Annotated in this window: 15 protein-coding genes; 10 read left to right on the top strand and 5 right to left on the bottom strand. The window is 43.6% G+C overall.

Annotation, left to right across the window (positions count from 1 at the left end):
• Positions 1-99: 99 nt before the first annotated feature.
• Genes ACQEXT_RS06705 through ACQEXT_RS06690 form a run of 4 tightly spaced genes read right to left on the bottom strand, consistent with a single transcriptional unit; the run spans position 100 to position 4,799 of the window.
• Complete coding sequence (locus ACQEXT_RS06705; protein WP_426951183.1) at positions 100-1,551, bottom strand: ABC transporter ATP-binding protein; 1,452 nt, start codon at positions 1,549-1,551, stop codon at positions 100-102.
• A complete protein-coding gene (locus ACQEXT_RS06700; protein WP_426951181.1) occupies positions 1,548-2,333 on the bottom strand; it encodes an ABC transporter permease in 786 nt (261 codons plus the stop codon). Before ACQEXT_RS06700 ends, ACQEXT_RS06705 begins: the two co-directional genes overlap by 4 nt.
• Positions 2,330-3,277, bottom strand: a complete 948-nt coding sequence (locus tag ACQEXT_RS06695; protein WP_426951179.1) for an ABC transporter permease — start codon at positions 3,275-3,277, stop codon at positions 2,330-2,332. The genes ACQEXT_RS06700 and ACQEXT_RS06695 overlap by 4 nt, the downstream gene beginning before the upstream one ends.
• Positions 3,270-4,799, bottom strand: coding sequence for an ABC transporter substrate-binding protein (locus ACQEXT_RS06690; RefSeq protein ID WP_426951177.1), 1,530 nt, complete (start codon positions 4,797-4,799; stop codon positions 3,270-3,272). The genes ACQEXT_RS06695 and ACQEXT_RS06690 overlap by 8 nt, the downstream gene beginning before the upstream one ends.
• 354 nt (positions 4,800-5,153) lie before the next feature.
• Here ACQEXT_RS06690 and ACQEXT_RS06685 point away from each other — a divergent pair, with 354 nt between their 5' ends.
• Positions 5,154-6,578 (top strand): ubiquitin-like protein, encoded by a 1,425-nt coding sequence (locus ACQEXT_RS06685; RefSeq protein WP_426951175.1) that lies wholly within the window; start codon positions 5,154-5,156, stop codon positions 6,576-6,578.
• A 269-nt stretch (positions 6,579-6,847) separates the two neighbouring features.
• Here the strand turns inward: ACQEXT_RS06685 and ACQEXT_RS06680 are convergent, their stop codons facing one another.
• On the bottom strand, positions 6,848-7,708 hold the full coding sequence (locus ACQEXT_RS06680; RefSeq protein ID WP_426951260.1) for a helix-turn-helix transcriptional regulator: 861 nt from the start codon (positions 7,706-7,708) through the stop codon (positions 6,848-6,850).
• Between the two features lie 202 nt (positions 7,709-7,910).
• On the opposite strand from ACQEXT_RS06680, the gene ACQEXT_RS06675 reads away from it, so the two are divergent.
• The 9 genes from ACQEXT_RS06675 to ACQEXT_RS06635 all read left to right on the top strand — a co-directional run bounded on the left by ACQEXT_RS06675 (position 7,911) and on the right by ACQEXT_RS06635 (position 22,026).
• Positions 7,911-8,690: a hypothetical protein gene (locus ACQEXT_RS06675; RefSeq protein ID WP_426951173.1), complete on the top strand. Its 780-nt coding sequence runs from the start codon at positions 7,911-7,913 to the stop codon at positions 8,688-8,690.
• A gap of 3 nt (positions 8,691-8,693) precedes the next feature.
• Complete coding sequence (locus tag ACQEXT_RS06670; RefSeq protein ID WP_426951172.1) at positions 8,694-11,633, top strand: hypothetical protein; 2,940 nt, start codon at positions 8,694-8,696, stop codon at positions 11,631-11,633.
• Positions 11,626-13,035, top strand: coding sequence for a hypothetical protein (locus tag ACQEXT_RS06665; protein WP_426951171.1), 1,410 nt, complete (start codon positions 11,626-11,628; stop codon positions 13,033-13,035). Before ACQEXT_RS06670 ends, ACQEXT_RS06665 begins: the two co-directional genes overlap by 8 nt.
• Positions 13,035-13,601 carry a condensin complex protein MksE gene (locus tag ACQEXT_RS06660; RefSeq protein ID WP_426951169.1) on the top strand — a complete coding sequence of 189 codons (567 nt, stop codon included), beginning with the start codon at positions 13,035-13,037 and terminating at the stop codon, positions 13,599-13,601. The genes ACQEXT_RS06665 and ACQEXT_RS06660 overlap by 1 nt, the downstream gene beginning before the upstream one ends.
• A gap of 142 nt (positions 13,602-13,743) precedes the next feature.
• Positions 13,744-17,226 (top strand): type I restriction-modification system endonuclease, encoded by a 3,483-nt coding sequence (gene hsdR / locus ACQEXT_RS06655; protein ID WP_426951168.1) that lies wholly within the window; start codon positions 13,744-13,746, stop codon positions 17,224-17,226.
• A gap of 30 nt (positions 17,227-17,256) precedes the next feature.
• Positions 17,257-18,747, top strand: a complete 1,491-nt coding sequence (locus tag ACQEXT_RS06650; RefSeq protein WP_426951166.1) for an N-6 DNA methylase — start codon at positions 17,257-17,259, stop codon at positions 18,745-18,747.
• Positions 18,744-20,156 (top strand): restriction endonuclease subunit S, encoded by a 1,413-nt coding sequence (locus ACQEXT_RS06645; RefSeq protein WP_426951164.1) that lies wholly within the window; start codon positions 18,744-18,746, stop codon positions 20,154-20,156. Before ACQEXT_RS06650 ends, ACQEXT_RS06645 begins: the two co-directional genes overlap by 4 nt.
• Positions 20,156-21,316, top strand: a complete 1,161-nt coding sequence (locus ACQEXT_RS06640; RefSeq protein WP_426951163.1) for an AAA family ATPase — start codon at positions 20,156-20,158, stop codon at positions 21,314-21,316. Before ACQEXT_RS06645 ends, ACQEXT_RS06640 begins: the two co-directional genes overlap by 1 nt.
• A 14-nt stretch (positions 21,317-21,330) precedes the next feature.
• Entirely contained in the window at positions 21,331-22,026 is a 696-nt protein-coding gene (locus ACQEXT_RS06635; protein WP_426951162.1) for a hypothetical protein, read from the top strand.
• Positions 22,027-22,031 lie beyond the last annotated feature (5 nt).

Below are 22,031 nucleotides of genomic sequence, written 5' to 3'. Positions count from 1 at the left end.
TAAGCAATATCAATACAACCTAGATCAAACTATTGAAATACCAAACATAAAAAGCCCCAATTGATTGACTTGCGTGTATTCAGATTCAAGTAATGCTTTTTACGATGAAAGACTTAAGGTGTCTGTCCCTGCAACTAGCGATTCGGCTGCAACGACGATGCCATCCCCTTCGAAACAGAGCCGTTTATCGCAGTAGCGCTCTAATTCGGAGTGGTTGTGGCTGACTAATACCAACGCGCATCCGATCTCTTGCATACTTTCGATAAGTAGCTTCATGGTTTGATGTGCGATATGAGGATCAAGACGGGTGGTCGGCTCGTCAGCAATCAGTAATTTCGGCTTCAGGAGCAGCGCGCGCAATATCGCTACGCGCTGCAACTCGCCACCGGATACTTCAGAAGGTAGCCGAGAGAGCACGTCGGCCTTCACTTTCAGCCGTTGTCGATACTTGTCAATCTCACTCTTATCGATATTGTGACGCTGACACACATCCTCTAACTGGCGTATAAGGGTAAAGGAAGCCGAAAATGACTGCGGTGGATCCTGATAGAGCTTTAGTCTCTGACCGACGTCAAAGGTCACTTGGTGTTCTATCGTGCCAGATAACGGCGTTTTCAGACCCAACAGAAGATCGCATAAGGTCGATTTCCCACAACCACTCGCACCAGAGAGCCCTAATACTTCTCCTTGCCTGAGTGTGAAACAAAGATCGCTGAACAGATGCTGACGACCAAAACCCATGCTAAGTTTTTTTGCCTCAATCACAACGTCACCCAGTGAGCGTTGGCTTGGTTGACTGGCAGCCTGATGCGGATTGAATAGCCCGGCGGTGTAACTATCGCTGGTGCTGTTCTTAAGTTGATCAAATGTCATCTCTTGCGCAACCCACTCTCCTTGAAGCAACACATAAACCTTGCCTCCTAGTGCCTTTGCCACCTCAAGATCATGAGTAATGGTGATAAGGCTGCCCGTTTCTTTATGCGCCAACAATTGATCGATGACTTGTTGTTTACTTTTGTCATCAAGCCCTTTGGTAGGTTCATCTGCGATCAATAGTGTCGCATTTGCGGCTGTCGCGGCAAGAAAAGCACTGCGTTGAGCCATTCCTCCAGACAATTCGACAGGGTGTTTGCGACTATGTTGCTCTAAGCTAAGCGCCTGAAAGGCTTGCTTGGAAAGCAGGGTACTTTGCGCTTTTTTACGGCCTAAAACCAGTTGATGAACTTCGGCGACCTGGCGTTGAACTGTCATCAGCGGGCTTAGCGAGAGTCGGGGTTCTTGCGGCAGAATAGCGATCGACTTACCCCACAAGGCCTGATGCGCTTGTTTCGGCATATCTAATAGCGATTGGCCATTCAACTCGATGCGACCTTCGGCATGAAATCCACTGGGTAAGTCGCCAATAATCGCCTTACTAAACATGCTCTTACCAGAGCCCGTTTCGCCCAAAATGGTGATGGATTCACCACGTTTAAGTGACATCGAAACCGGATTTACCAGTGTTTTTCCATCTTGATAAACAGCCAGGGAGGTGATGGTTAACTGATTCATGATTCGCGTCCTTTAGCGAGGAAATAGAAGCTTAAAATTAATAGCATGAGCGCAACGATCGGCTGGATAAGTACCCATGGTGCAACCTGATAATAACGGAACAGCTCGACCATCATCATACCCAGCTCTGCATGGGGCGGGCGCATGCCCACGTATAGAAAACCAAGCGCTGCAAGAGCAAGAATGGCATTGGCGGCACCAAAACACGCTAAGGTAAAAATGTCTTGCTTTAAATATGGCCACATGTGAACCCGAAAACGGTACCATCGACCAAAACCCAGCAAGGTCGAATTTTCAAACTCATCGGCACGAGATAAACGTTGAGATTTGTTCCGCATCACACGGAAAAAATCAGCCCACATCGTCAGCGCGATACCGCAGAACAAAAACGTCACCGAACCCGGAATGAGTGCGGCGAAAAGGAGCACCAGAACCAGTCCAGGCAAGGCCATGACCATGTTCATCAACACTAAGGTTATTCGGTCAATCCACCCACCGTACCAGCCAGCTAAAACCCCGAGTACAACCCCACAGCTTGCGGCAAGTGACACACTAGCGGCGGCAAGTAGCAGCGAGTTAGAAATCGCATCCGCTAATCGCGCAAGGTTACTGCGGCCGAAATGATCGGTGCCCAAAGGCTCTGAAAGGTTAGGCGTCATAAAAGCGTTGCTCAGGTCTTGAGTCGCGATATCTGATCCTGAAACAAGCTTTCCATAGAGAGTGAAAAGAATCATTAAACCGAGCAGGATAAAGGCTAAGATTTGCTTACGACTGAAACTCATTGGACTAATTTCTCCTGCCTGACTCGAGGGTCTATAGCGTACTGGCACAGATCGATGATGGTGTTAATGCCGACAAACAATAAGCCCATGACTAACGCGGCAGCTTGAATGACCGGGATATCACGAGCAAAAATAGCGTGTGACAGAGCATGACCGATACCAGGCCACGCAAACAGGGATTCAATCATCACGATTCCCTCAATCAAGCTAATGGTTTGAACACCTAAGAAGGTAATCACAGGCAGGGTGACGTTCGGGGTTAAATGATGCTGCTCAGCTTGCTGCTCATTTAAGCCCTTGTAGCGAGCAAAACGCATATAGGCCGTTGCAAAGACAGAGCAAGTCTCATTTCGAATCATCTGGTTTGATAATGCAGCCAAGGTTAATGCTAACGCGAGGCTTGGCATGATGATATGTTGGGGCTGCCCGAATCCAGTCACCGGTAACCAACCAAGCTGGTAACCAAACACGATCATCAAGACTAAGCCCAGAAGAAAGACAGGTGTTGAACGAAACAACACGGAGAATCCCAGCGCGAACTTATCGATAAACTTGCTGGGATGCTTTCCAGAGTGGATCCCCATCGGAAAGGCAATCAGCAGCGAAATGACTAATGCGGTTGCGGCTAACATAAACGTATAGGAAAGATAGTGACCTATCATCGAAGAGACGTTTTCTCCACTGACCAAAGACTTACCGAGATTAAGTTGGACTAAATCCACAAGCCAGGTCCAGTACTGTTCTAGGCCGCTTCTATCCAGTCCAAGTTCGGTGCGAACCGCCTCAGCAGCTTGTTGGTTGACATAATCATAGCCATAGCGCTCAGCGGCGATTTTATACGCCATATCGCCGGGTAAGAAGCGCATCATCAAGAAAGTTAACGTCCCCACTGCCCAAGCAACAAAACTGGCTTGAGCAAGTCGGTTAAGTAAAAGCTTAATCATTGAACTTCAAACCTTCTAATCGGTAGTTCAATTCAAATGGGTCAAGGACCAAACCGGACAGCTTACTATTAACAGCCGTGTGTTGAGTGCTATAAGCGACCGGAATCACAGGCAGGTTTTCGGCTAAGATTCGCGCCGTGTCCTGCTCATATTGGTGGTTAACATCTTCCGCAGACGTTGAAATCAACTTCTCCAGATTGTCGCTAAGTTGAGCATTGCTCCAATTCATATGGCCCCAGTCACTTCCTTCTGGGCGACTAAAATCACTGTAGATAAGCGGAAGAGGCGTTCCTGCCATACCGAAGTTGCGCGCAATAATCGCTAAGTTGAGCGAGCCATCATGATGTCCGGAAGGAATGGCACTCGAATTTTCGATTGAGACATCAACTTGAATACCCACCTTCGCGAGCTGATTTTGCAGTGCGGTTGCAACCATAGGCAGCTCGGGACGATTGGCATAGGTGATCAGATTAAGCCTAAAAGTAGTGCCATCTTTTTCTAGCACGCCTTGATCATTCATTGTCCAACCTAACCCGGCGAGCAGCGAGTGAGCTTTCTCGATATCTTGCTTGTTGGCAAGATTGTCCAAGTGCCATGCGGATTGGTTGGTGTTGAACAATTGGTAGGCTTCGCTTCCTGGTGCAAATAATACGGAATTGGCAATACCGGTGCGATCTAAGGCTAGGCTCATCGCTTGACGTGCATGAACATTTTCCAGTAATGGGTGCGAGTTATTTACTTTTATCAGGATAGTGCGAGGCAGGCTGACACTGACCACTTTAGCGTTGTCGCCACTCAATAAGGCTTGTTTACTGATCGCATCAATGGAGTAGGCTATATCGGCTTGACCACTCTGAACCTGAAGGGCGCGACTTTCTGAACGGTGACCTGCTTGATATTCAACCACGTCGATCGACGCAGGTGTCCCCCAGTACTGGGCAAATTTGTTAAGGGTTAATTTGTGTGGTGCCACCATAGACGCGACTGAAAATGGTCCGGTACCATTTAATACACTCAGGCCGCCTTCTTTCTCAAATGAGTCGGCTGAAACCACACCAAGCGTAAAGTGGGCGAGAGTGCTCAAGAGTGGGCGATAGGCAGATTCGAGTTCGATCGTGACGGTCATACCATTCGCGCTGATAGACTTAATTGGAACATTTTTAATGATCCCTGGCTGAGTGCGAGCATGAGTGAGAGAAGCGACCACATCTCTAGCCGTTAATCGCTCACCGTTGTGGAAGGTGACGCCATCCCTGATTTCAAACGTCCACACTGTGCCAGCTTCGTTTTGTGTCCAACTTTTGGCGAGTACGGGCTCGATGCTCCCGTCAGGTAACAACCCAGTTAGCGATTGAGTCACACCCAAGCGGCTAAATACGCTGCCATCTTTCGACAGATCAATACCATGGAATTCAAAAGGCCCAGAGACAACCAGCTTGTTTGTTTTTTCTGGAGTGGAGGCCGTTTGCCAGACAAAGAAAGCTGCAATGGCAAGAATAAGTAACAAAAGGATTTTTTTCATGATTCAAAGAGTAATAGTCAGTAGTTAAAGTGTTATGTTATATCATAACTTTAATTTATTTAAATATGAATTCTTATCATTTACATTCTTGAAGGTTGGGGAGTCGGTTATTTGAGCTTAAAAGCTTTAAAAGGACAGGCGCTTTAAACTTCTCGCAAATAAGGTGAGTGCCCTTGCGAACTAGAGTGCAGCGGCTGTTCCGTTACCTACCGAGCACGACTGTTCTGATCCTGATACACCCCACACAATACGAATTATTGAATGAATTGTTAATAGTGACGAGAGTTCTATATACTTCGCACCTTATAACTGGTCGGAGCTATAACGCTCGCTTGATGATTTGAGATCCATAAAATGCAAAAAACTATTAGTGTTGTTGTTTCAATGCTTTGTCTACTCGCGCCCCTTCCTGCATTTGCTATGCAGATTTTTGTTAAAGTGCCTAGTGGAAAAACGATCACCTTGGATGTTGAAGCGTCCGATAGTGTTGAAAATGTAAAAGCCAAAATTCAAGATAAAGAAGGCATAGCGATTGATAGCCAGAGTTTGATGCTTTCTGGTCTTGTGCTTGAAGATGGCAGAACCCTTTCTGACTACAATATACAAAAAGAAACCACTCTTCAGGTCACGTTAATAAGTACTGCTCCGGTTGAACCTCCCGTTATCGATCCTGATCTTGATAGCGTTCAGGACACTCCTCGCGCTCATGAGGTTGTTCAGCAACACATCGCAACTAACGCGACGCAACAAGCCAACCTTTTACTGGCCGTGTTGCCTTCGACTGAACCGATTAAGAGTCAATCCAATCTTTCATCAAGTAGTTTCAATATAGCTAATCGAACGTCTGATAGTGGTGTTCGTATTTGGTCTAGTTTCACGGCGCAACAGACGGTGAAGGAACGTGTCGGCTCTGTGGCTGGGTATGATGCAGAGACTAAGTACTTAGTCTTTGGAATGGACGCACCCGTCACCTCAACCTCTGTATCAGGGATCGCTTTGGGCGTGTTTGAAACTAAATTGTCGGCTGAAAATACCGCCAAATCGAGTGAAACTGGTTTTTCCGCTTTGCCATATTTTCAAGCCTGGGTTGATGACACCCTGTTTATTGAGTTCGCGGTTGGCAACCAACAAAGTCGCATTGAGCTTGAGTCACTATCCAATTCAGCGAAAGGTAAGACCGACGCGAGTACATGGTTAGCTTCTGCTCAAATACAGCAAGAGATGTTTAATGCTGAGCGTATCCCGTTGGCGTTATTTGTGACCTCAGATTGGCTCTATACACACAAAACACTAGAGGCTTATTCAGATTCAAGTAATGCTTTTTACGATGAAAGCTCGTTTCGTAACAGCTTGCTTCGTATTGGTAGTGATGCAAAATACAGCCTTGAATATCAAGATTTCCTTTTAGACAGCGTTTTCGGGGTGAAATACCAAAAAGGGCTCTTAAGCGGCACACATCAAGACTACGATGCATTGGTAACACTGATGAAAATGAGTCTGGAGTGGCAGTCTTTCATCTCTCATCTTGAATATGAGTACTCACAAAGCAAGACGATACGCACCAAGCAACTTCAATTTGCACTAGAGTATACCGCTCAGTTTAACCAAGATCTGACCATCAGCACATGGAGTAAAATGTCTTCTGCGCAACAATTTTCTCCTCAATATGCCAGTATTGGCACCAGATTCACTCACCGAGACTCGGGTATTAGTGCAGGATTCTCACTTCCCGTTATGACAACGGGAGAGGTGCTGTTGTCCTTTGACATCCCTTTGTGATGCCACACAGCAAGGCTCCTCACTCAACGCCCGCTTTCAATTTAAAAGACGTCCACGGACGTCTTTTTATTTGCCCAATACACCCACGGAACATTATCAACAAACGGGGTAATCCATCATCCCCTTCTCGTTGACGGGTTCTGAGGTGTGTGTCCTTACAATGGAATCTAGCCTAGATATAATCTCGCAGGTACCGATTTGAAAAGTGGATAATCGCGATATCTAATCTGAATTGGTACATATCATCAATGTGTTTCATCTCTTTCAAGTTAGAAGTATAAGTACTGTTTAAGCTCCTCAAAGTTAGCCACGATAATCTGCTGACCTTTAGGGTTCGAATCCAGCACATTGATGTCAATGTTATAGGCATCGAGAACATAGCGAACCAATGCTGCATTGGTTGGTATTGTGAGTCTACCTTTTTCCATACCGTAGTCATGTTCAACGATATTGGCCTGAGCTTTTGTGAGCCGTGGGTCAGGCACTAAATCAACTGTGAGGGGAGTATTCCATAACTCGTCATGCTCTCTTGCTTTTACTCTTTTGGCCTCAAGGCATGGAATGCCTCTTATGCGACTGAGCACAAAATCACGATAATCATTCGCATGTTCACAATAGGCCCGAACATGCCACCTGAGAGGGGTGCAAACTAATGTATGTGGTGAAATGATCCGCTCAACTTCAATGCCGTCTTTTAGTGATGTGTAGCTTATGTCGACACGTTTCTTCTCTCTAATCGCTTGAACTAAAGGACGCAAGACTTGTGGTGATATATTGCGAGTAATAGGGCGAATCATCGAGACACTCTCAAACCCCATATCGAGTTCTTTAAATGTGATGGTAATATCTTCACTTCTTGAAAGAATGTGCAAATATTCGTCAGCATGACCCTTTGTTACTTGGGGGCTAAAGCTATCACTGGGCTTGTAGCCTTTCAGCTGTTTATCATAAACAAGGTTTCTTGGAGCGATATCGGCTAGATAGGTGTTGATGTCTTTAGATGCTTGCTGTCTGCCAATACCAAAGCTTTTAATCAGGTGATTGGTTGTTAATCGTCCTTCCCATAGCGCGATGACTTCTATCATTCTGTAGCGGAACAGTAGATCCCAGCGGATTGGCCATTTGTTCATCATCTAACTCCTGTCTAGTTATGCGACGTGTGTATGTAATCAGTATTTACCTGTCGCTGATAGCGTCATATTATTTCGGGCGATAAATTCGGTCAATAATTTATCGAAATCAACTGGTTCCAACCTACTGAGATCGCATTTCTGTCTATGCTGGCTTGGTATAATTTCCCCGCTACTCTCGATATGACTTGGGTTCGAGCAAATGAAACTAAATAGTTACTTAAGAAAGATAGAGCAAGGCCAACCAATTAATCTCGAGCATTTTCGACGATGTCTGCCATTTTCTGATGATGACAAATGGAGAAATATTTACAGCTTTGTTCGAGTGCACGATGGCTACCTGTTAACCATTGATGATATTAAAGCGCACAACGAATTATATTTGAAGAAGCCAAGTAATCGAGTTGGTGCCTCTAGGTTAGGTCGATCTCATGACTTTCAGACGAGTTTCTCTCATCTATTAGTGTTAAATCGTGTCAATGACTCTCAAATTCCCTTCGTCGTTGTATGTGATGTTAACGGGTTCAGAGCTGGAGGTGAGCTTTTAGGCAAGCGAGCTGTCCTGATTGAGAATATTGAAAATTTTTACAGATATCAGGAGTTTCTAGAGGCTCTTGGTCACTCCGGATTGGTAAAAGGTAGTGATGTTATTTTTGGCTCCGGGAATCAAATATGTCATCACTTAAATATTTCGTTTCTATCAAGTTATGAAGATATTTATTGTGCCCAAGATGTTGAGCTTGGCGGGCTTACTACATTCAAGTCCCTAAAAAATGCATTGCCGCAATGTAAGTGGTTAGCTCCTGTTGATTGGGAAACTTTCAGAGGTAGCTTCAAGTTAAAGCCTAAGAATAGTAACCATCTAGCTAAAGCAATTAAGCTTGCCAGAGAACTAGATCTCAACACTGAGGCCGATCTAATGAACCAAACTCGTCATTTTATGGAGCAGGAAGCCTTCCTTCCTGTGCTTAAACAGGATTAATTTATGCTAAAGAATGCCATAGACAATTTGCTTATTAGTATTTCGCGTTTAATTGCTATTGATTCGGCGGGAGTGGCCATCGCAGAGATCGACCTCAGAGAGGGCGGTATCTTAATTGGTGGCGGGAATATTGGTAAAACGTCGATCCTCAATGCGATCCGATTATTTTTATTACCAGAAGAAAACTTCAAAGACTCAAAAAACAAGTTCGGCTTTTCAGATAAAGAAGGCAACTTTTACTCTAATGATGAGTGTTTTGAACACTACTTTCCGAGCAGCACCAGTTTTTTGATTTTAGAGTGCGATAACTATTTAGGCGGACCTATCCCTCACTGCCAGATACTTTATCGCGGAAGTTCAGAAAAACTCGATTATCGCCGCATGTTTACCTCGTTAAGGTATGAGCAAATTCGCCACCTTTTTTGGGATGACAATGCCGGAGACGATGGTATTGGTGGTCGAGTAGATGATCTAACGCTTAGCAAAGTGCAGGCTTTTCTCAAGCGTGAGGACAAGTATTTTAAGTCATTGGTGCGTTCATCTGCGATTAAAGAGGTTATTTACGCTAATCAACTACTCGATATTGATGCGATGCGTTTTTGTTTGTTCCCTCTGAGTTCAACTAAAGATGCAGATGTTGATGCCTTTCGTGCACTCGTTCGTTTGTTATTTGATATGAAGACGGGATCGGACACAGTTCGTTTAGCGGTCGCCAACATCATTGAGTCTAGAAAAAAAGAACGCAAAGACGAGCTTAATTTCGATATTGATGCCTTTATTAATCATAACGAGATGTTGTCACGTCGTGAGCTGATACTCAAAAAGATAGAAAACCTAAGACCTGAATTCGAAAAGCTAGCTCTCAGTCATCAACAATTAGTGAGCAATAAAGATGCTGAAGATGCGTTGATGCAGTACGCGATGATGCTAGGCAGCCGAATCAATCAAGAAAATCAGACTCTTGAGCAAGAAGAGAATCGGTTAACGTTACAGAAAGGAAAGTTAAGCTCGGCTAAGAAAGCGTGTGATGACACTCTTGATAAACAAAAGACGCTACAAGGCGAAATTAACGCACTGTCTCGTCGACAGAAAAAGCTTGATGATGCCGTGAAAAAAACGACTTTAATTGTTAATCAATATGACAAAAGAGAGACTATCGAATCAATCGTTTCTGGCCATCGTGAGCACTTAGCTGACAAAGAACAAGCATTAGCATTAAAGCAAGATGCAGAGAAGCGACAAGCTGAATTGGAAGCTCTTAAGCAAGAAGTCGAAAAACTTGAAGAGATGGAAGCTCGTTATTTGACTTCAATCAATGCTCAGGAATACAAACTGTTTAATCAGTTACCAGAAAGTGTCTGGATGAAATTAGCCGCTGTGAACCTTGAGGTGGCGGAGTCTAACCCTACACGACCTCTAACTTTATCTGAACAACAGGCAATCGAATCTTTTACGGATTTATTAGAGGAGAAAGAACAGCATTATACACTTTGGGGGTTAGAGCTTGATCCTATCCAAGTGGACAATCGAGAATCAGATCAAATCCGCCTATCTAAGGTACAAGAGACACTAGAGCGTAAACGCAAGCGAATGTTGGACTTGAACGCGATGGATAGTCAGTCTCGTTTTGAGCGAGTTAAAGACATCTCTGCACTTGAAGCTGAAATTAAACGTACACAAAACGAAATCAGCTTGTTGCTTGCGTACACCAATGACACTCATCAGCTTACAGAGATTAATAAAGAACTCGCTGAAGCTGAACAAGCTCGCGACTCGTTAGAAAAACAGTTTGATGCACAAAATGCTCTGTTGTTACAAGAGAAGCACTCGTTTGACGCGCAAACTGACAAACTAACCGATAAAAAACAACAGCTAGAAAAATTAACCAGATACAGCGTTAGGGTCAAAGCGGAACTTCAGGCGCATCATCTGCCAGTAAGCGATTTTTCAGTCTTACCTGACCAAACAGTGGACTTGTCGGAAGAAACACTGCACAAGCGAATTGAGAGTCTAAACAGTAAGCGTCAAGCCAAGACAGATATTACAGAGAGGCTTCAAGATTTCGTTAGAGAGCAAGTGCTAGAAAATGACGATAAGTTGATGCTGTCTCACCTCGATGATGAGCTTCTAGAACATGCATTTCACCAGCTTCAAACGCGCTATCAAGGTCTAGATGAGGAGTTTGATATTCTGCGTAAACACTTTATTGAACATAAGCACTCTGTTCACGCCATTATCAATGAGCTAAAAAACAATCGAGAAATGGTTCGCCAATTTGAGCAAAGTATTAATCGTGCGTTTGAGGGATTAGTGATTAATGACTTGTCGGAGGTAGCAGCCAAAATCAAAGTGGAAGCTCGATTTGATGATTTGGTGAATGAAATAGAGTTTTTTGATACGCATTCTGATCAAAAAGCCTCCGAACAATTTATTGAACGTCTCAAGGCCTTTAGTAAAAAGTTCTTCCCAGAAGGCAAAGCCGCATTGTTAACGATGGAGCAGATAGTATCTGGAATTTCATACCGAGTGAAAAAACAGGGACAAGAAGGTTGGGAGAGTAAATCACAATCTACTTCGACCATTATGCTTATCAATATCAAACTGGTAGAAATTTTACTTGGTAGATTGAGAAACAGCGCTTGTTCTACTCAGTTTCCATTGGTTATTGATGAAGGTGCTTCGGTTGATAGCTCTCAATTTGACTGGCTGTTGCCCAATATGAGACAAGCAGGGTTTAGAGTACTAAGCGCATCGACTAACTCTGCATCCAGTGAGATCATCTTCAAGTTTGGGCAGCATTTTCGATTAGATGCCATGCGTACAGCAAGACCTTATAGCAAAGCAAGAACCATTGCTTTTACAGGCATGCCAGAAAGTTTTGTGACAAAAGGAAGCACGTTGGATAGAGAGCAGCTTGAAATGTTTGGAGAGGCATATGAGTGATCAACGACTGCTAACCATCCCTACGTTTACCATAATGCTTGAACATCACACCATCATGAGAGATGTGATCCGAACAATGGATGAGAGCGGTGAGCCTTATGTGAGAGAAGCTTCCTTTATCTCTAGATTGCACCGTTACATACAGGGACAAAGCAAAGAGAAGCAGAAACAATTACGTACTGCCTTTTCTACCGATAACTTGTTGGCTGCCCATATCTTGGTGGATAAAGACGAGTTTGGAGGCGAGAGTAGACTTATTTTTGACCGGTCTGTTATCGGGGTATTTCGTCTGTTTGACCGCAGCTTATTTCAAGACCTTACCGATGTGGCACTTAAGATCCAGCTCGTGGGCATACGGTTACTCCTAGAAAAGCTCCAATCGGGTTCGATGTTGTATAGCGATAGTGACCTAGATTTCAAGGAGTTAATTGACGAGTTATTTCATCAATTGAGTGAGCTGCTTAACAGCATCCGCTTGAACTTGGTTAAAATGCAGACCATTAACCAAGAGCTCAGCGATGCGAGTGAACTTGCTGCGAAGTCTCATAACCCACAAGTGTTTTCTACTCTTCAGCAAGAGTCGATAGAAAAAATATCTTTACTGCTTTCTCGCCACATATTGCCAACTAGACAGTTTTTGGATGAAAAAAGCCGTTTGAAAGATGGTCCGAACTTGTTTGAATGTTTACAAAGCTTACGCAGTCAGTTCGATCACCATCAAGACCATCAGCGGGCTAATGCGATGCTAAGGTATGAGGTGAGTTTTAACAGCTTTCATAAACAGATAAGCAAAGTTTCTCAATCGGTAGATCAGTTTTTGGCGCGTTCCAAAAAACGCCTTCAACAGTTTAATGCAATTGAAGGCGCGTTTAATGAGTTATTGAATGAATTAGATGCCACAAAACAAAACCTCAAGCGCAGCCAGATTGATGGGCAATTTGCTCGTGATAACGGAAGTTTTATGGGATTAATGCAGCAAGCTAGACCCAAAGTATTGCGTATCAGTAGTTCAGAAGCCTACCTAAACAACGTAGTGAGTGATATTGAAGCGCGAGTTGTGGATAGGAGTTTGCTAGAGCAGAGCCGTTATGTGGATTTAGTCAGCGTAAAAGATGATTCTACTGAACAAAGGCTTGCGCGTGCAGAGCAGATCTTTGAGTTAGTTAAAGATATGAAAATGGCAGAGTATCAGGATCTCACAATCTCACTTCATCGTCGCCTTAAAGATTATTTCTCTGACTATCACTTTGTTGATCTATTGGAGGGGCTCAACTTCATATTGCGAAGTGAGGCAATGCTTGATGGACATACACTCAAAATGACCAACTTTCGTCAGCGTCTCGCCCAAGGCGACAATATTTATTTATACCGCAAAATCCGAACAGAGCGAGTAATTCAGTAATGAGCCCCTTTTCTCAAATCAACATGGCGAAAAGCCAGCAGATATACGCCACCTTCGTTAATGGTAAGGTGATCACCAAGCAGGTTTATGACCTTTATCAGCAGAGCTTTCTAGAGAGCCCACTCTATACCGAGCTTTACAACAATTTAGATCACTTTACTCAGCTCTACCTTCATATAGGCTATACGCTTAACTTCAATGTCGAGGGCGAGTTTTTCTATATTAGCCGTAGTGAAGCGGAAGAGGACGCCGACACAAATGCCACCAAAATCCAGGCAATGTTGTTGATTATCGCCCGCTATTGGGTAGACAAAGGTTTTGACCTCGATGATTTAATGACGCCCGTCATTGGGCTAGGGCGCACGGCACTAGAAGAAATCGCTGAACAAACGATTTATGATGATATTCGTCAAGCACTCGGAATAGAAACATGGGATAAGGCTATAAACTACCTTGCAGACAGAAACTTTCTCTATCAATGTGGTGATAAGCATTACATTTTGAGCTCAGCAGGTATGCACTTCCTTAATCTGCATGTCGAAAAGTACTCTCAAGAACAAGATTAGGTAGGCTTTAGCGGTATCTATGATGTCAGTTAGGTTTGATGTTGGTTAGCTAAATCTCTGAATTAACTAACAGTCTTAAACATAGTAAAATGCTAATCTAGTTGCAGTTAAAGCCTGTTGGATGTGGTGAAAGGAACTTTGCGTGGATAAAAGTAATTTTGAGTTTTTAAAGCATCATGATGAATTGCTGTTTCAATTAGCTAATCGAGCAGAGCAATGTTTTGTTCCTGACCCTAATACTACTTTGGTAAAGATTCGTCAGCTAGGGGAAGCATTAGCGCAGAATGTAGCTGCGCGTGTTGGTGTTCGATATGGCAAAGATGAAGATGGACGAGATATTAGACAAGTCGACCTTTTACGCAATCTTGAGTACAAACTTACTCTCGATGCGCGTATTAGCGATTCTTTCCATACCATCAGAAAGCTTGGTAACTCTGCTAACCACGATTTCACTTCTTCTAGTCACAGAGATGCGTTAAAAGCTTTGGTGCTAGGGCATGCCCTTAGTGCTTGGTACCATACTCTGTTTGGAGGCTCTCACGCAAAAGGCTTTAGGCCTGAGCCATTCATAAAACCTCAAGACCCATCTGAACATGTAAGGCAGCTCGAAGAAAAACTGCAAGCGTTAGAAATTGCGCAACAGAGAACCTCAGAACGATTAAAAGTCGCTGAAGAACTCAAACAAGTTGAAGCTGAAAAAGCTCACGCGCAGAAAATGCGAGCTGAGCAGATGCAGGCAGAAAGCCAGTTATGGGAAGAGGTTGCAACTGAACATGAAGCGACACTGTCTCAATATCGCAAGAAGATGGATGATGCTAACGTTCTTTATTTGGCTGGTTTTAATAAGCAGAGCTCAGATGAGCAAGCCAAGCTTATTGGTAAGATTGAAAAGTCACGTTTGGAGCTAAATGAAGAAGAAACTCGTGTACTGATTGACGAGCAACTCAATGATGCGAAGTGGAAAGCAGACAGCGTAAACCTTAAATATTCAAAAGGTGCGAGGCCAGTTGCCAATGAGAATCGTGCGATAGCAGAATGGCCGACTAATTCCGGTCCGGCTGATTACGTTTTATTTATGGGCTTAACCCCTGTAGCAGTAGTAGAAGCAAAGAAAAGTGCGAAGAATGTCTATGGCGCCATTGACCAAGCAAAGCGCTATGCCAAAGGCTTAACTAATAAAAGTGGGATTGTTATTGAAACCACTTACGGTGAGTTCAAAGTGCCAGTCGTGTTTGCGACTAATGGTCGACCTTACTTAGAACAACTAGAGCAAGAGAGCGGTATTTGGTTTTTGGATGTTCGAGATACGACCAATCGCCGCAGAGCTCTAAAAGGCTGGTACTCACCAAGTGAAATTAAAGCTTACCTTCGTCAAACGCCACAACAAGCAGAGCAAGAACTTGACCAGATGGGGTTTGATTACGATCTAAAACTTCGTGACTATCAGATTAAGGCAATTCAGTCAGTAGAACAGGCGATTAAACAAGGTAAGACGAATGCGCTGGTGGCAATGGCAACCGGGACAGGTAAAACAAAAACCTGTATTGCTTTAGTGTATCGCTTACTCAAAGCAGAACGTTTTCGCAGAATTCTTTTCTTGGTTGATCGCTCTGCTCTTGGCGTTCAGGCAACCACCGACTTTGGTGAAGTGCGCCTAGAGAACTTAAATACCTTTGCCGATACCTTCGATGTTATTGGTATGGAAGCAGACAAACCACCAGTCGCTAAGCCTGAAGACGATACCAAAGTCCATGTCGCTACCGTGCAGGGTTTAGTAAAACGTATTTTGTACCCGAATGATGGTGATACCAAGCCGGGCGTTGGTCAGTACGACTGCATTGTGGTTGATGAATGTCACCGCGGCTATCTGCTTGACCGAATTCAGAGTGAGACGGAACTAGAGTTTCGTGATCAAAAAGATTACCAATCCAAGTATCGAGCAGTTTTGGATTACTTTGATGCGTTCAAAATAGGCTTAACTGCCACGCCAGCACTGCATACGGTAGATATCTTTGGTGAACCTATCTTTAGTTACACCTATACGGAAGCGGTCATTGATGGCTATCTTAACGATCACCTACCGCCGATAAGAATTCACACCAAGCTTGCAGAGCAGGGCATTCATTACGACATCAACGAAGAAGTTCAGGCTTACAACGTAGAAGACAATACGATTGAAAAATATCGTACACCAGATGAACTCGATTTCGATGTATCGCAGTTTAACAAGAAAGTGGTGAGCCCAAACTTCACCAAAGTCGTGACCAAATGGCTCATAGAAAGTGATGCTATTAACCCTTACTCTGAAGCGAAAACGCTCATATTCTGTGTCACGGACAAACACGCTGATCAAGTCGTTGAAGCCCTAAAAGAAGCGTGTGAACAATATCATGGTGAGGTAGAAGACGACGCCATCCAAAAAATCACCGGAGCATCGGATAAGCCATTAGAAAAAATCCGTCTGTTTAAGAACGATCGTTTACCCAATATTGCGGTGACGGTGGATCTATTAACCACAGGGGTGGATGTTCCCAAGATTTGTAATCTGGTCTTCCTGCGTCGTGTGAATAGCCGAATCTTGTTTGAACAGATGTTAGGCCGTGCAACCCGTTTATGTGATGAGATCGCCAAGGGGCCATTTAGAATCTTTGACGCGGTCGATATCTACACTCAGCTTGAAGATGTGAACAGCATGAAGCCCGTTGTGATCAACGTGAATATAACGTTCAGCGAGCTCGAGAATGAAATGACTCAGGTCGATGAGGAAGAACTGCAAACGTTGGCGAAAAATCAGTTTATCGCCAAGCTTCAAGTTAAACGTCGTCATTTAACTGACTCACAGCGAGAAGATTTTGAAACCATTGTTGGCCAATCTCCTGAAGACTTTATTCAAGATCTGAAGAGTCGACCAGTTGATGAAGTGGCAGAGTGGTTTACCAAGCATCCGGGATTAGGCGAGCTATTAGATAGTAAAGTGACCGGAGGTGGTAACCGTCCTCCAATAATAATTTCTGATCATGACGACGAGGTGACCAATGTCACTACAGGTTACGGTGATGGGCAAAAACCATCCGATTATCTGCAAGCATTTAGTGATTTTGTAAACGCAAACAGTAACCGTTTGATCGCAATTCAAACAGTTGTGCAAAAACCTTGGGAATTAACAAGAAAAAGCTTAAAAGAGCTGGCGATTGAGCTTGAAAAGAACCGCTTTAGAGAACAAGATCTGCAAGTTGCGTGGAACGAAGTAAAAAACGAAGAAATAGCCGCTCGAATCATTGGATTTATTCGTCAGGCTGCGCTCGGCGAGCCTCTTCTCCCTTTTGAGCAGCGAGTAGAAAAAGCGCTTGAAACCATGCTAGCGAGTCAAGAGTGGAAAACACCACAAAAGAAATGGTTAGAGCTTATCGCCAAACAGATGAAGGCTACCACTATTGTTGATTTGCCAGCGTTAGACCAAGGCATCTTTAAGCAGCAGCAAGGCGGACTAAAACGCGCTAGCAAACTTTTTGAACAGCCTGTAGAGGATGTTCTCTTACAATTTAACAAAGCATTGTGGCAATCAGTTGATCAAACGTCACCTGATGATTTAACTAAGTCCCTGCCACAACAACAATCAGCTTAAGCTGGTCAATACAAATAGGTAGTATATTTAATGAGTACTCAAGATCTCGTCGCCAAACTTTGGAATTTATGTAACTTACTCCGTGATGACGGTGTGACTTATCATGAATACCTCAACGAGCTCACTTACCTTATATTCCTGAAAATGGTCGAAGAGACAGGCCAAGAGGAATTATTGCCAGTAGGCTACTGTTGGGAAGATCTAGAAGCCTACAACTCAGCGACTCGTCTAGAAGAGTATCAAAAGCTGCTAACACATCTAGGCTACAATGGCTCTCGCATTACCCAAGCGATTTTCAAAAATGCCAGCACAGTTATTCGCAAACCAGCAACGTTAAATAAGCTAGTGGTAGAAATCGACAAGCTTGATTGGTACAGCGCCAAAACCGAAGGTTTAGGTGATATGTATGAAGGTTTGTTAGAGATCAACGCAGGTGAGAAAAAATCGGGTGCTGGTCAGTACTTTACTCCGCGCGTGCTTATCGACGTGATGGTAGAGCTAATGAAACCAACATTAGATGATGTCATTGTTGATCCAACCGCAGGTACAGGTGGCTTCTTGATCAGTGCGCACAACTACTTGGAAGAGCACAACGATATTCAAGCGTTAGAGCCAGTACCTTACGATAGATACCAGCATAAAACCTTTTTTGGCATGGAGTTGGTTCAAGACACGCATCGCTTAGGCATGATGAACCTGATGCTGCATGACCTTGCAGTAAACGATAAAAACTCCGGCATTCTATTTGGTGATACCTTGTCTAACGAGGGCAAAGCACTACCACCAGCGAGCTTGATTCTTGCTAACCCGCCATTTGGTACTAAGCAGGGCGGTGGCGTACCAACGCGTGACGATTTGGTTCATTACACCAGCAACAAACAACTGGCATTTTTGCATTTGATGTACCACAAAATGCTCAAACCAGGTGGTCGTGCAGCGGTTGTGCTGCCAGATAACGTTTTGTTTGAAGGGTCAACAGGCCAAACCATCCGTAAAGACCTAATGGAGAAGTGCAACCTTCATACCATCTTGCGTTTGCCAACAGGCATTTTCTATGCCGCTGGGGTGAAAACCAATGTGTTGTTCTTCTCTAAACCTGAAGACGCAACTCAAGATAAAGGCCAAACCCAAAACGTATGGGTGTATGACTTGCGCTCTAACATGCCTAAGTTTGGTAAACGTACTGTACTGACCAAAAAACACTTTGATGAGTTTTATGAAGCAGTCGGTCATGATTTAACGCAAGTAGATGAAAAAGCTCGCCAAAAATTCCTGAGCAAGCACAAAGATGACTTAGATGGCTGTCGCCTGCGCTGCTTTAGCCGCAACGAAATTAAGACTAATGATGAATCATTAGATTTAAGCTGGATTCGTGATGAAAACAACGAAGACGCTTCCAAGCTGCCTGCGCCAGATGTGTTGATAAACGAAGCATTAATTGAAATGGCGGGGGCAATGGAAGAGTTAAAAGCGATTCTGGCAGATTTGGATTCAGCGGAAAGTGATGAGGTGGCTCTGTGAGTGAGTTACCTAAAGGGTGGACTAAAGCCAGCTTTGATTTAGCTGGGGATTATACCGATTATGTTTCGAATGGAAGCTTTGCATCACTTAAAGAGAACGTAACTCAAACAGATGTTGAGGATTTTGCAATTTTACTCCGTTTAAAGGACTTCAATAATTCTTTTAGTGGGGACTTTAAATATATTACTGAATCTTCTTACAACTATTTATCAAAAAGTAAGCTGGAGCCAGGTGATTTGTTTTTATCTAATGTGGGAGCTCCAGGAAAAACATTTATAATCCCTGATTTAAAAATGCCAATGTCTCTTGCTCCGAATGGGATTAGAGTAAGAGCTTCATCAATTACGAGCAATAAATATCTGCATTACTTTATCAGTTCACCAGTAGGAGGAGAGTTAATAGACTCTATTACTGGCGGAAATGCCCAACAAAAATTTAATAAAACAGCACTTAAAAAGAGTGAACTCCCGTTAGCACCATTGAACGAACAAATACGTATTGCCAACAAGCTAGATTCAATCCTTGCTAAGGTTGACAAAGTCCAAGCTCGCTTAGACAAAATTCCTGCAATCCTAAAACGCTTCCGCCAATCAGTATTGGCTGCGGCTACGTCTGGGGAGTTGACGAAAGAGTGGCGTGAGGAGTTGGGAATTGAATGGAGCAATAACGTTTTTGCCGTTGAAAAAATTGCCAAGAAAGAAAAGTATTCACTTGGGATCGGGCCTTTTGGTAGTAATTTAAAAGTTGCTGATTACAGAAGTGAAGGGCACCCGTTGGTCTTCGTTCGAGAAATTAGAGCAAGGCAATTCGGTGGAGCAGATACTAAGTTTGTTGAACATAGAAAATTTATAGAATTAGCTGCGCATAGAGTTAAACCTGGCAATATTCTTATTACTAAGATGGGCGATCCTCCCGGTGATGTGGCAATTTATCCAGATGATTGTGCTGAAGCAGTGATTACTTCTGACTGTATTAAATTGGATGTAAACGAAGAACTAATAAATAAGCAATTTGTGTTTCACTATATGCAGTCAGAACACTTTCAATCTCAGATGAGAGCTATTACTGCCGGAGTTGCTCAACAGAAAGTTAATCTTAAAAACTTTAAGGGGTTAACTCTGTTAGCTCCAACTATGGACGAACAAATTGAAATTAATCGCATAATTAGCGGGTTGATGGATAGGGCTAATAGAGCCGAAAAACAATACCTAGACGCCAAAGCACGCTTAGATCGTCTAACTCAATCGATACTAGCCAAAGCTTTCCGAGGCGAGTTGGTGCCACAAGATCCAAATGATGAGCCTGCAGAAAAGTTACTAGAGCGTATTTTGGCCGAAAAAGAACAGAGTGAGCCGAAAAAGACCACTCGCAAATGCACTACAAAAGCAAAAACGGCAGAGAAGGAATAATGAACGACATGAATCAATCACTCTCTTTAGTCAACATCAAAGCCAACAACTTTAAGTCGCTGGTAGACTTTTCACTGCCGTTTAGTAAATTTAACTGTTTAGTGGGGTTAAACGGTTCAGGTAAATCCACCGTATTACAGTTTATTGATTTTCTTTCACAGCAAGTAAGCGGCGATATCGATGAGTGGTTGGATAGCCGTCAATGGAGTGCAAGAGATCTCAATTCAACTCTGACTAAGCAATCCAATATTACTTTTACCGTAGAACTTTCATACTCAGGTAAACCCGTTATTTGGGAAGGCAGTTTCAACAGAACAGAGTTGTTCTGTACAGCTGAGAAAATTACGTGGGGTGGTAAAACGCTGCTTAATGTTGCTGATGGAAAGTTCTCACTACCAACTGAAGATCTTCAGGCTCCAATTACCTTTGCATACCAAGGTTCGATTCTATCCCAATTAAGAGAGAATCAATTGCCAAAGGAGCTAGTGGCGTTTAAAACCTTCTTTAATGAGCTGAATGCATTAGACATGCTTTCTCCTGAAATGCTTCGTGATCAACACATCAGCGGTAAAACACTGGGCGCTGGCGGTAAGATGCTTTCAAGCTTTATCAGTAATATGACCAAAGAAGAGAAAGTGAACCTAGTGGCTACGTTGAAAGAGCTATACCCAAGCTTGGTCAAGGTTGATGCAACAGTTCAAAAATCGGCAGGCACTGTTAGGTTAGAAATAGAAGAGAAGTTTGGCGAGAAGATCATAAAAACAGAAGCAAGACACATCAACGATGGCTTACTGCGTTTTATGGCAATTTTTGCTCAGTTGACCAAAAAGCAGAGCGCATTATTACTTGATGAGATTGAAAACGGTGTCAACCCAGAGCTTATAGAAAAGCTAGTCGACAGCTTAGTTGAGGCTAATACCCAGGTGATTGTTACCACTCACAGCCCTATGATTCTTAACTACATGGAAGATGATGTAGCTAGAGCAGGTGTGGTTTACCTCTATAAAAATGCTCAAGGTGCGACACAAGCTATTCGCTTGTTTGATATCCCTTCTATGCAGCGCAAGCTAAAGTTCATGGGGCCAGGTGAGGCCTATGAAGACACGATTCTTGAAAATCTTGCGCCAGAAGCCGCGACAGTTCAACTGATTAGCAACTAAAGAGGGCAGAATGCATGTATTTAGTTGTCAGCGGTGAAGGTGAAACCGACATCGGTAAAAGCAATGCGGCAATAGGCCCGCTCAGCAAACTAATAGACAAGTTTATTGAGCCATATTCAGGCTTCTCACTATTAGAAGCAGGAATGCTCGAAGTCGTTCATGAAGCTCGCATCACCGATATCTCGCGCGATAGAACCATAATCAAGCCGTTATCACGACGCGGTAAGAAGACTCAACACGAAACCCGCGAATTTTATAGTGCTGCACGAGCATTAGCCCACGTAGCACAAAATGCGGAAATTCAACCTAGTTTAGCTGTTCTTTTTCACGACTCAGACAGCAATAAATGGCCTGATTACAATACTAAGCGTCTTTCGATGGAGCACGGTTTTGAAGCGCAAGGCTTTGAAAATGGCGTGCCGTTTGTTGCTCAACCAAAGTCAGAAGCTTGGCTACTCTGTGCACTGAAAAACGGCTATCAACATTGTGGAGTTCTAGAGGAACGCTCGGGAAACGATGATTCGCCTCGATCTTTAAAAGCCGAGTTGGAAGAACATTTAGGTGAATCAGCTACTCGTGAAAAACTCAATGAGCTAGTAGACGAAGGTCAAATAGATTTGGCTCAAATTACCGATATGAAGTCGATGACCGATTTTCAAGAGTCAATGAAAGAAGTGCTAGGGCGTATGCTGGGTAGACCAATCGAGTAGAAATT

The sequence above is a fragment of the Vibrio sp. TRT 29B02 genome (genome assembly GCF_050113655.1).
Taxonomy (GTDB): domain Bacteria; phylum Pseudomonadota; class Gammaproteobacteria; order Enterobacterales; family Vibrionaceae; genus Vibrio.
This window is presented reverse-complemented; position numbering and strand designations above follow the sequence as displayed.

Coding starts and splice junctions, on each gene's coding strand:
- ACQEXT_RS06705 (WP_426951183.1), bottom strand. CDS start 1,551: ATGAATCAGTTAACCATCACCTCCCTGGCTGTTTATCAAGATGGAAAA.
- ACQEXT_RS06700 (WP_426951181.1), bottom strand. CDS start 2,333: ATGAGTTTCAGTCGTAAGCAAATCTTAGCCTTTATCCTGCTCGGTTTA.
- ACQEXT_RS06695 (WP_426951179.1), bottom strand. CDS start 3,277: ATGATTAAGCTTTTACTTAACCGACTTGCTCAAGCCAGTTTTGTTGCT.
- ACQEXT_RS06690 (WP_426951177.1), bottom strand. CDS start 4,799: ATGAAAAAAATCCTTTTGTTACTTATTCTTGCCATTGCAGCTTTCTTT.
- ACQEXT_RS06685 (WP_426951175.1), top strand. CDS start 5,154: ATGCAAAAAACTATTAGTGTTGTTGTTTCAATGCTTTGTCTACTCGCG.
- ACQEXT_RS06680 (WP_426951260.1), bottom strand. CDS start 7,708: ATGAACAAATGGCCAATCCGCTGGGATCTACTGTTCCGCTACAGAATG.
- ACQEXT_RS06675 (WP_426951173.1), top strand. CDS start 7,911: ATGAAACTAAATAGTTACTTAAGAAAGATAGAGCAAGGCCAACCAATT.
- ACQEXT_RS06670 (WP_426951172.1), top strand. CDS start 8,694: ATGCTAAAGAATGCCATAGACAATTTGCTTATTAGTATTTCGCGTTTA.
- ACQEXT_RS06665 (WP_426951171.1), top strand. CDS start 11,626: ATGAGTGATCAACGACTGCTAACCATCCCTACGTTTACCATAATGCTT.
- ACQEXT_RS06660 (WP_426951169.1), top strand. CDS start 13,035: ATGAGCCCCTTTTCTCAAATCAACATGGCGAAAAGCCAGCAGATATAC.
- ACQEXT_RS06650 (WP_426951166.1), top strand. CDS start 17,257: ATGAGTACTCAAGATCTCGTCGCCAAACTTTGGAATTTATGTAACTTA.
- ACQEXT_RS06640 (WP_426951163.1), top strand. CDS start 20,156: ATGAACGACATGAATCAATCACTCTCTTTAGTCAACATCAAAGCCAAC.
- ACQEXT_RS06635 (WP_426951162.1), top strand. CDS start 21,331: ATGTATTTAGTTGTCAGCGGTGAAGGTGAAACCGACATCGGTAAAAGC.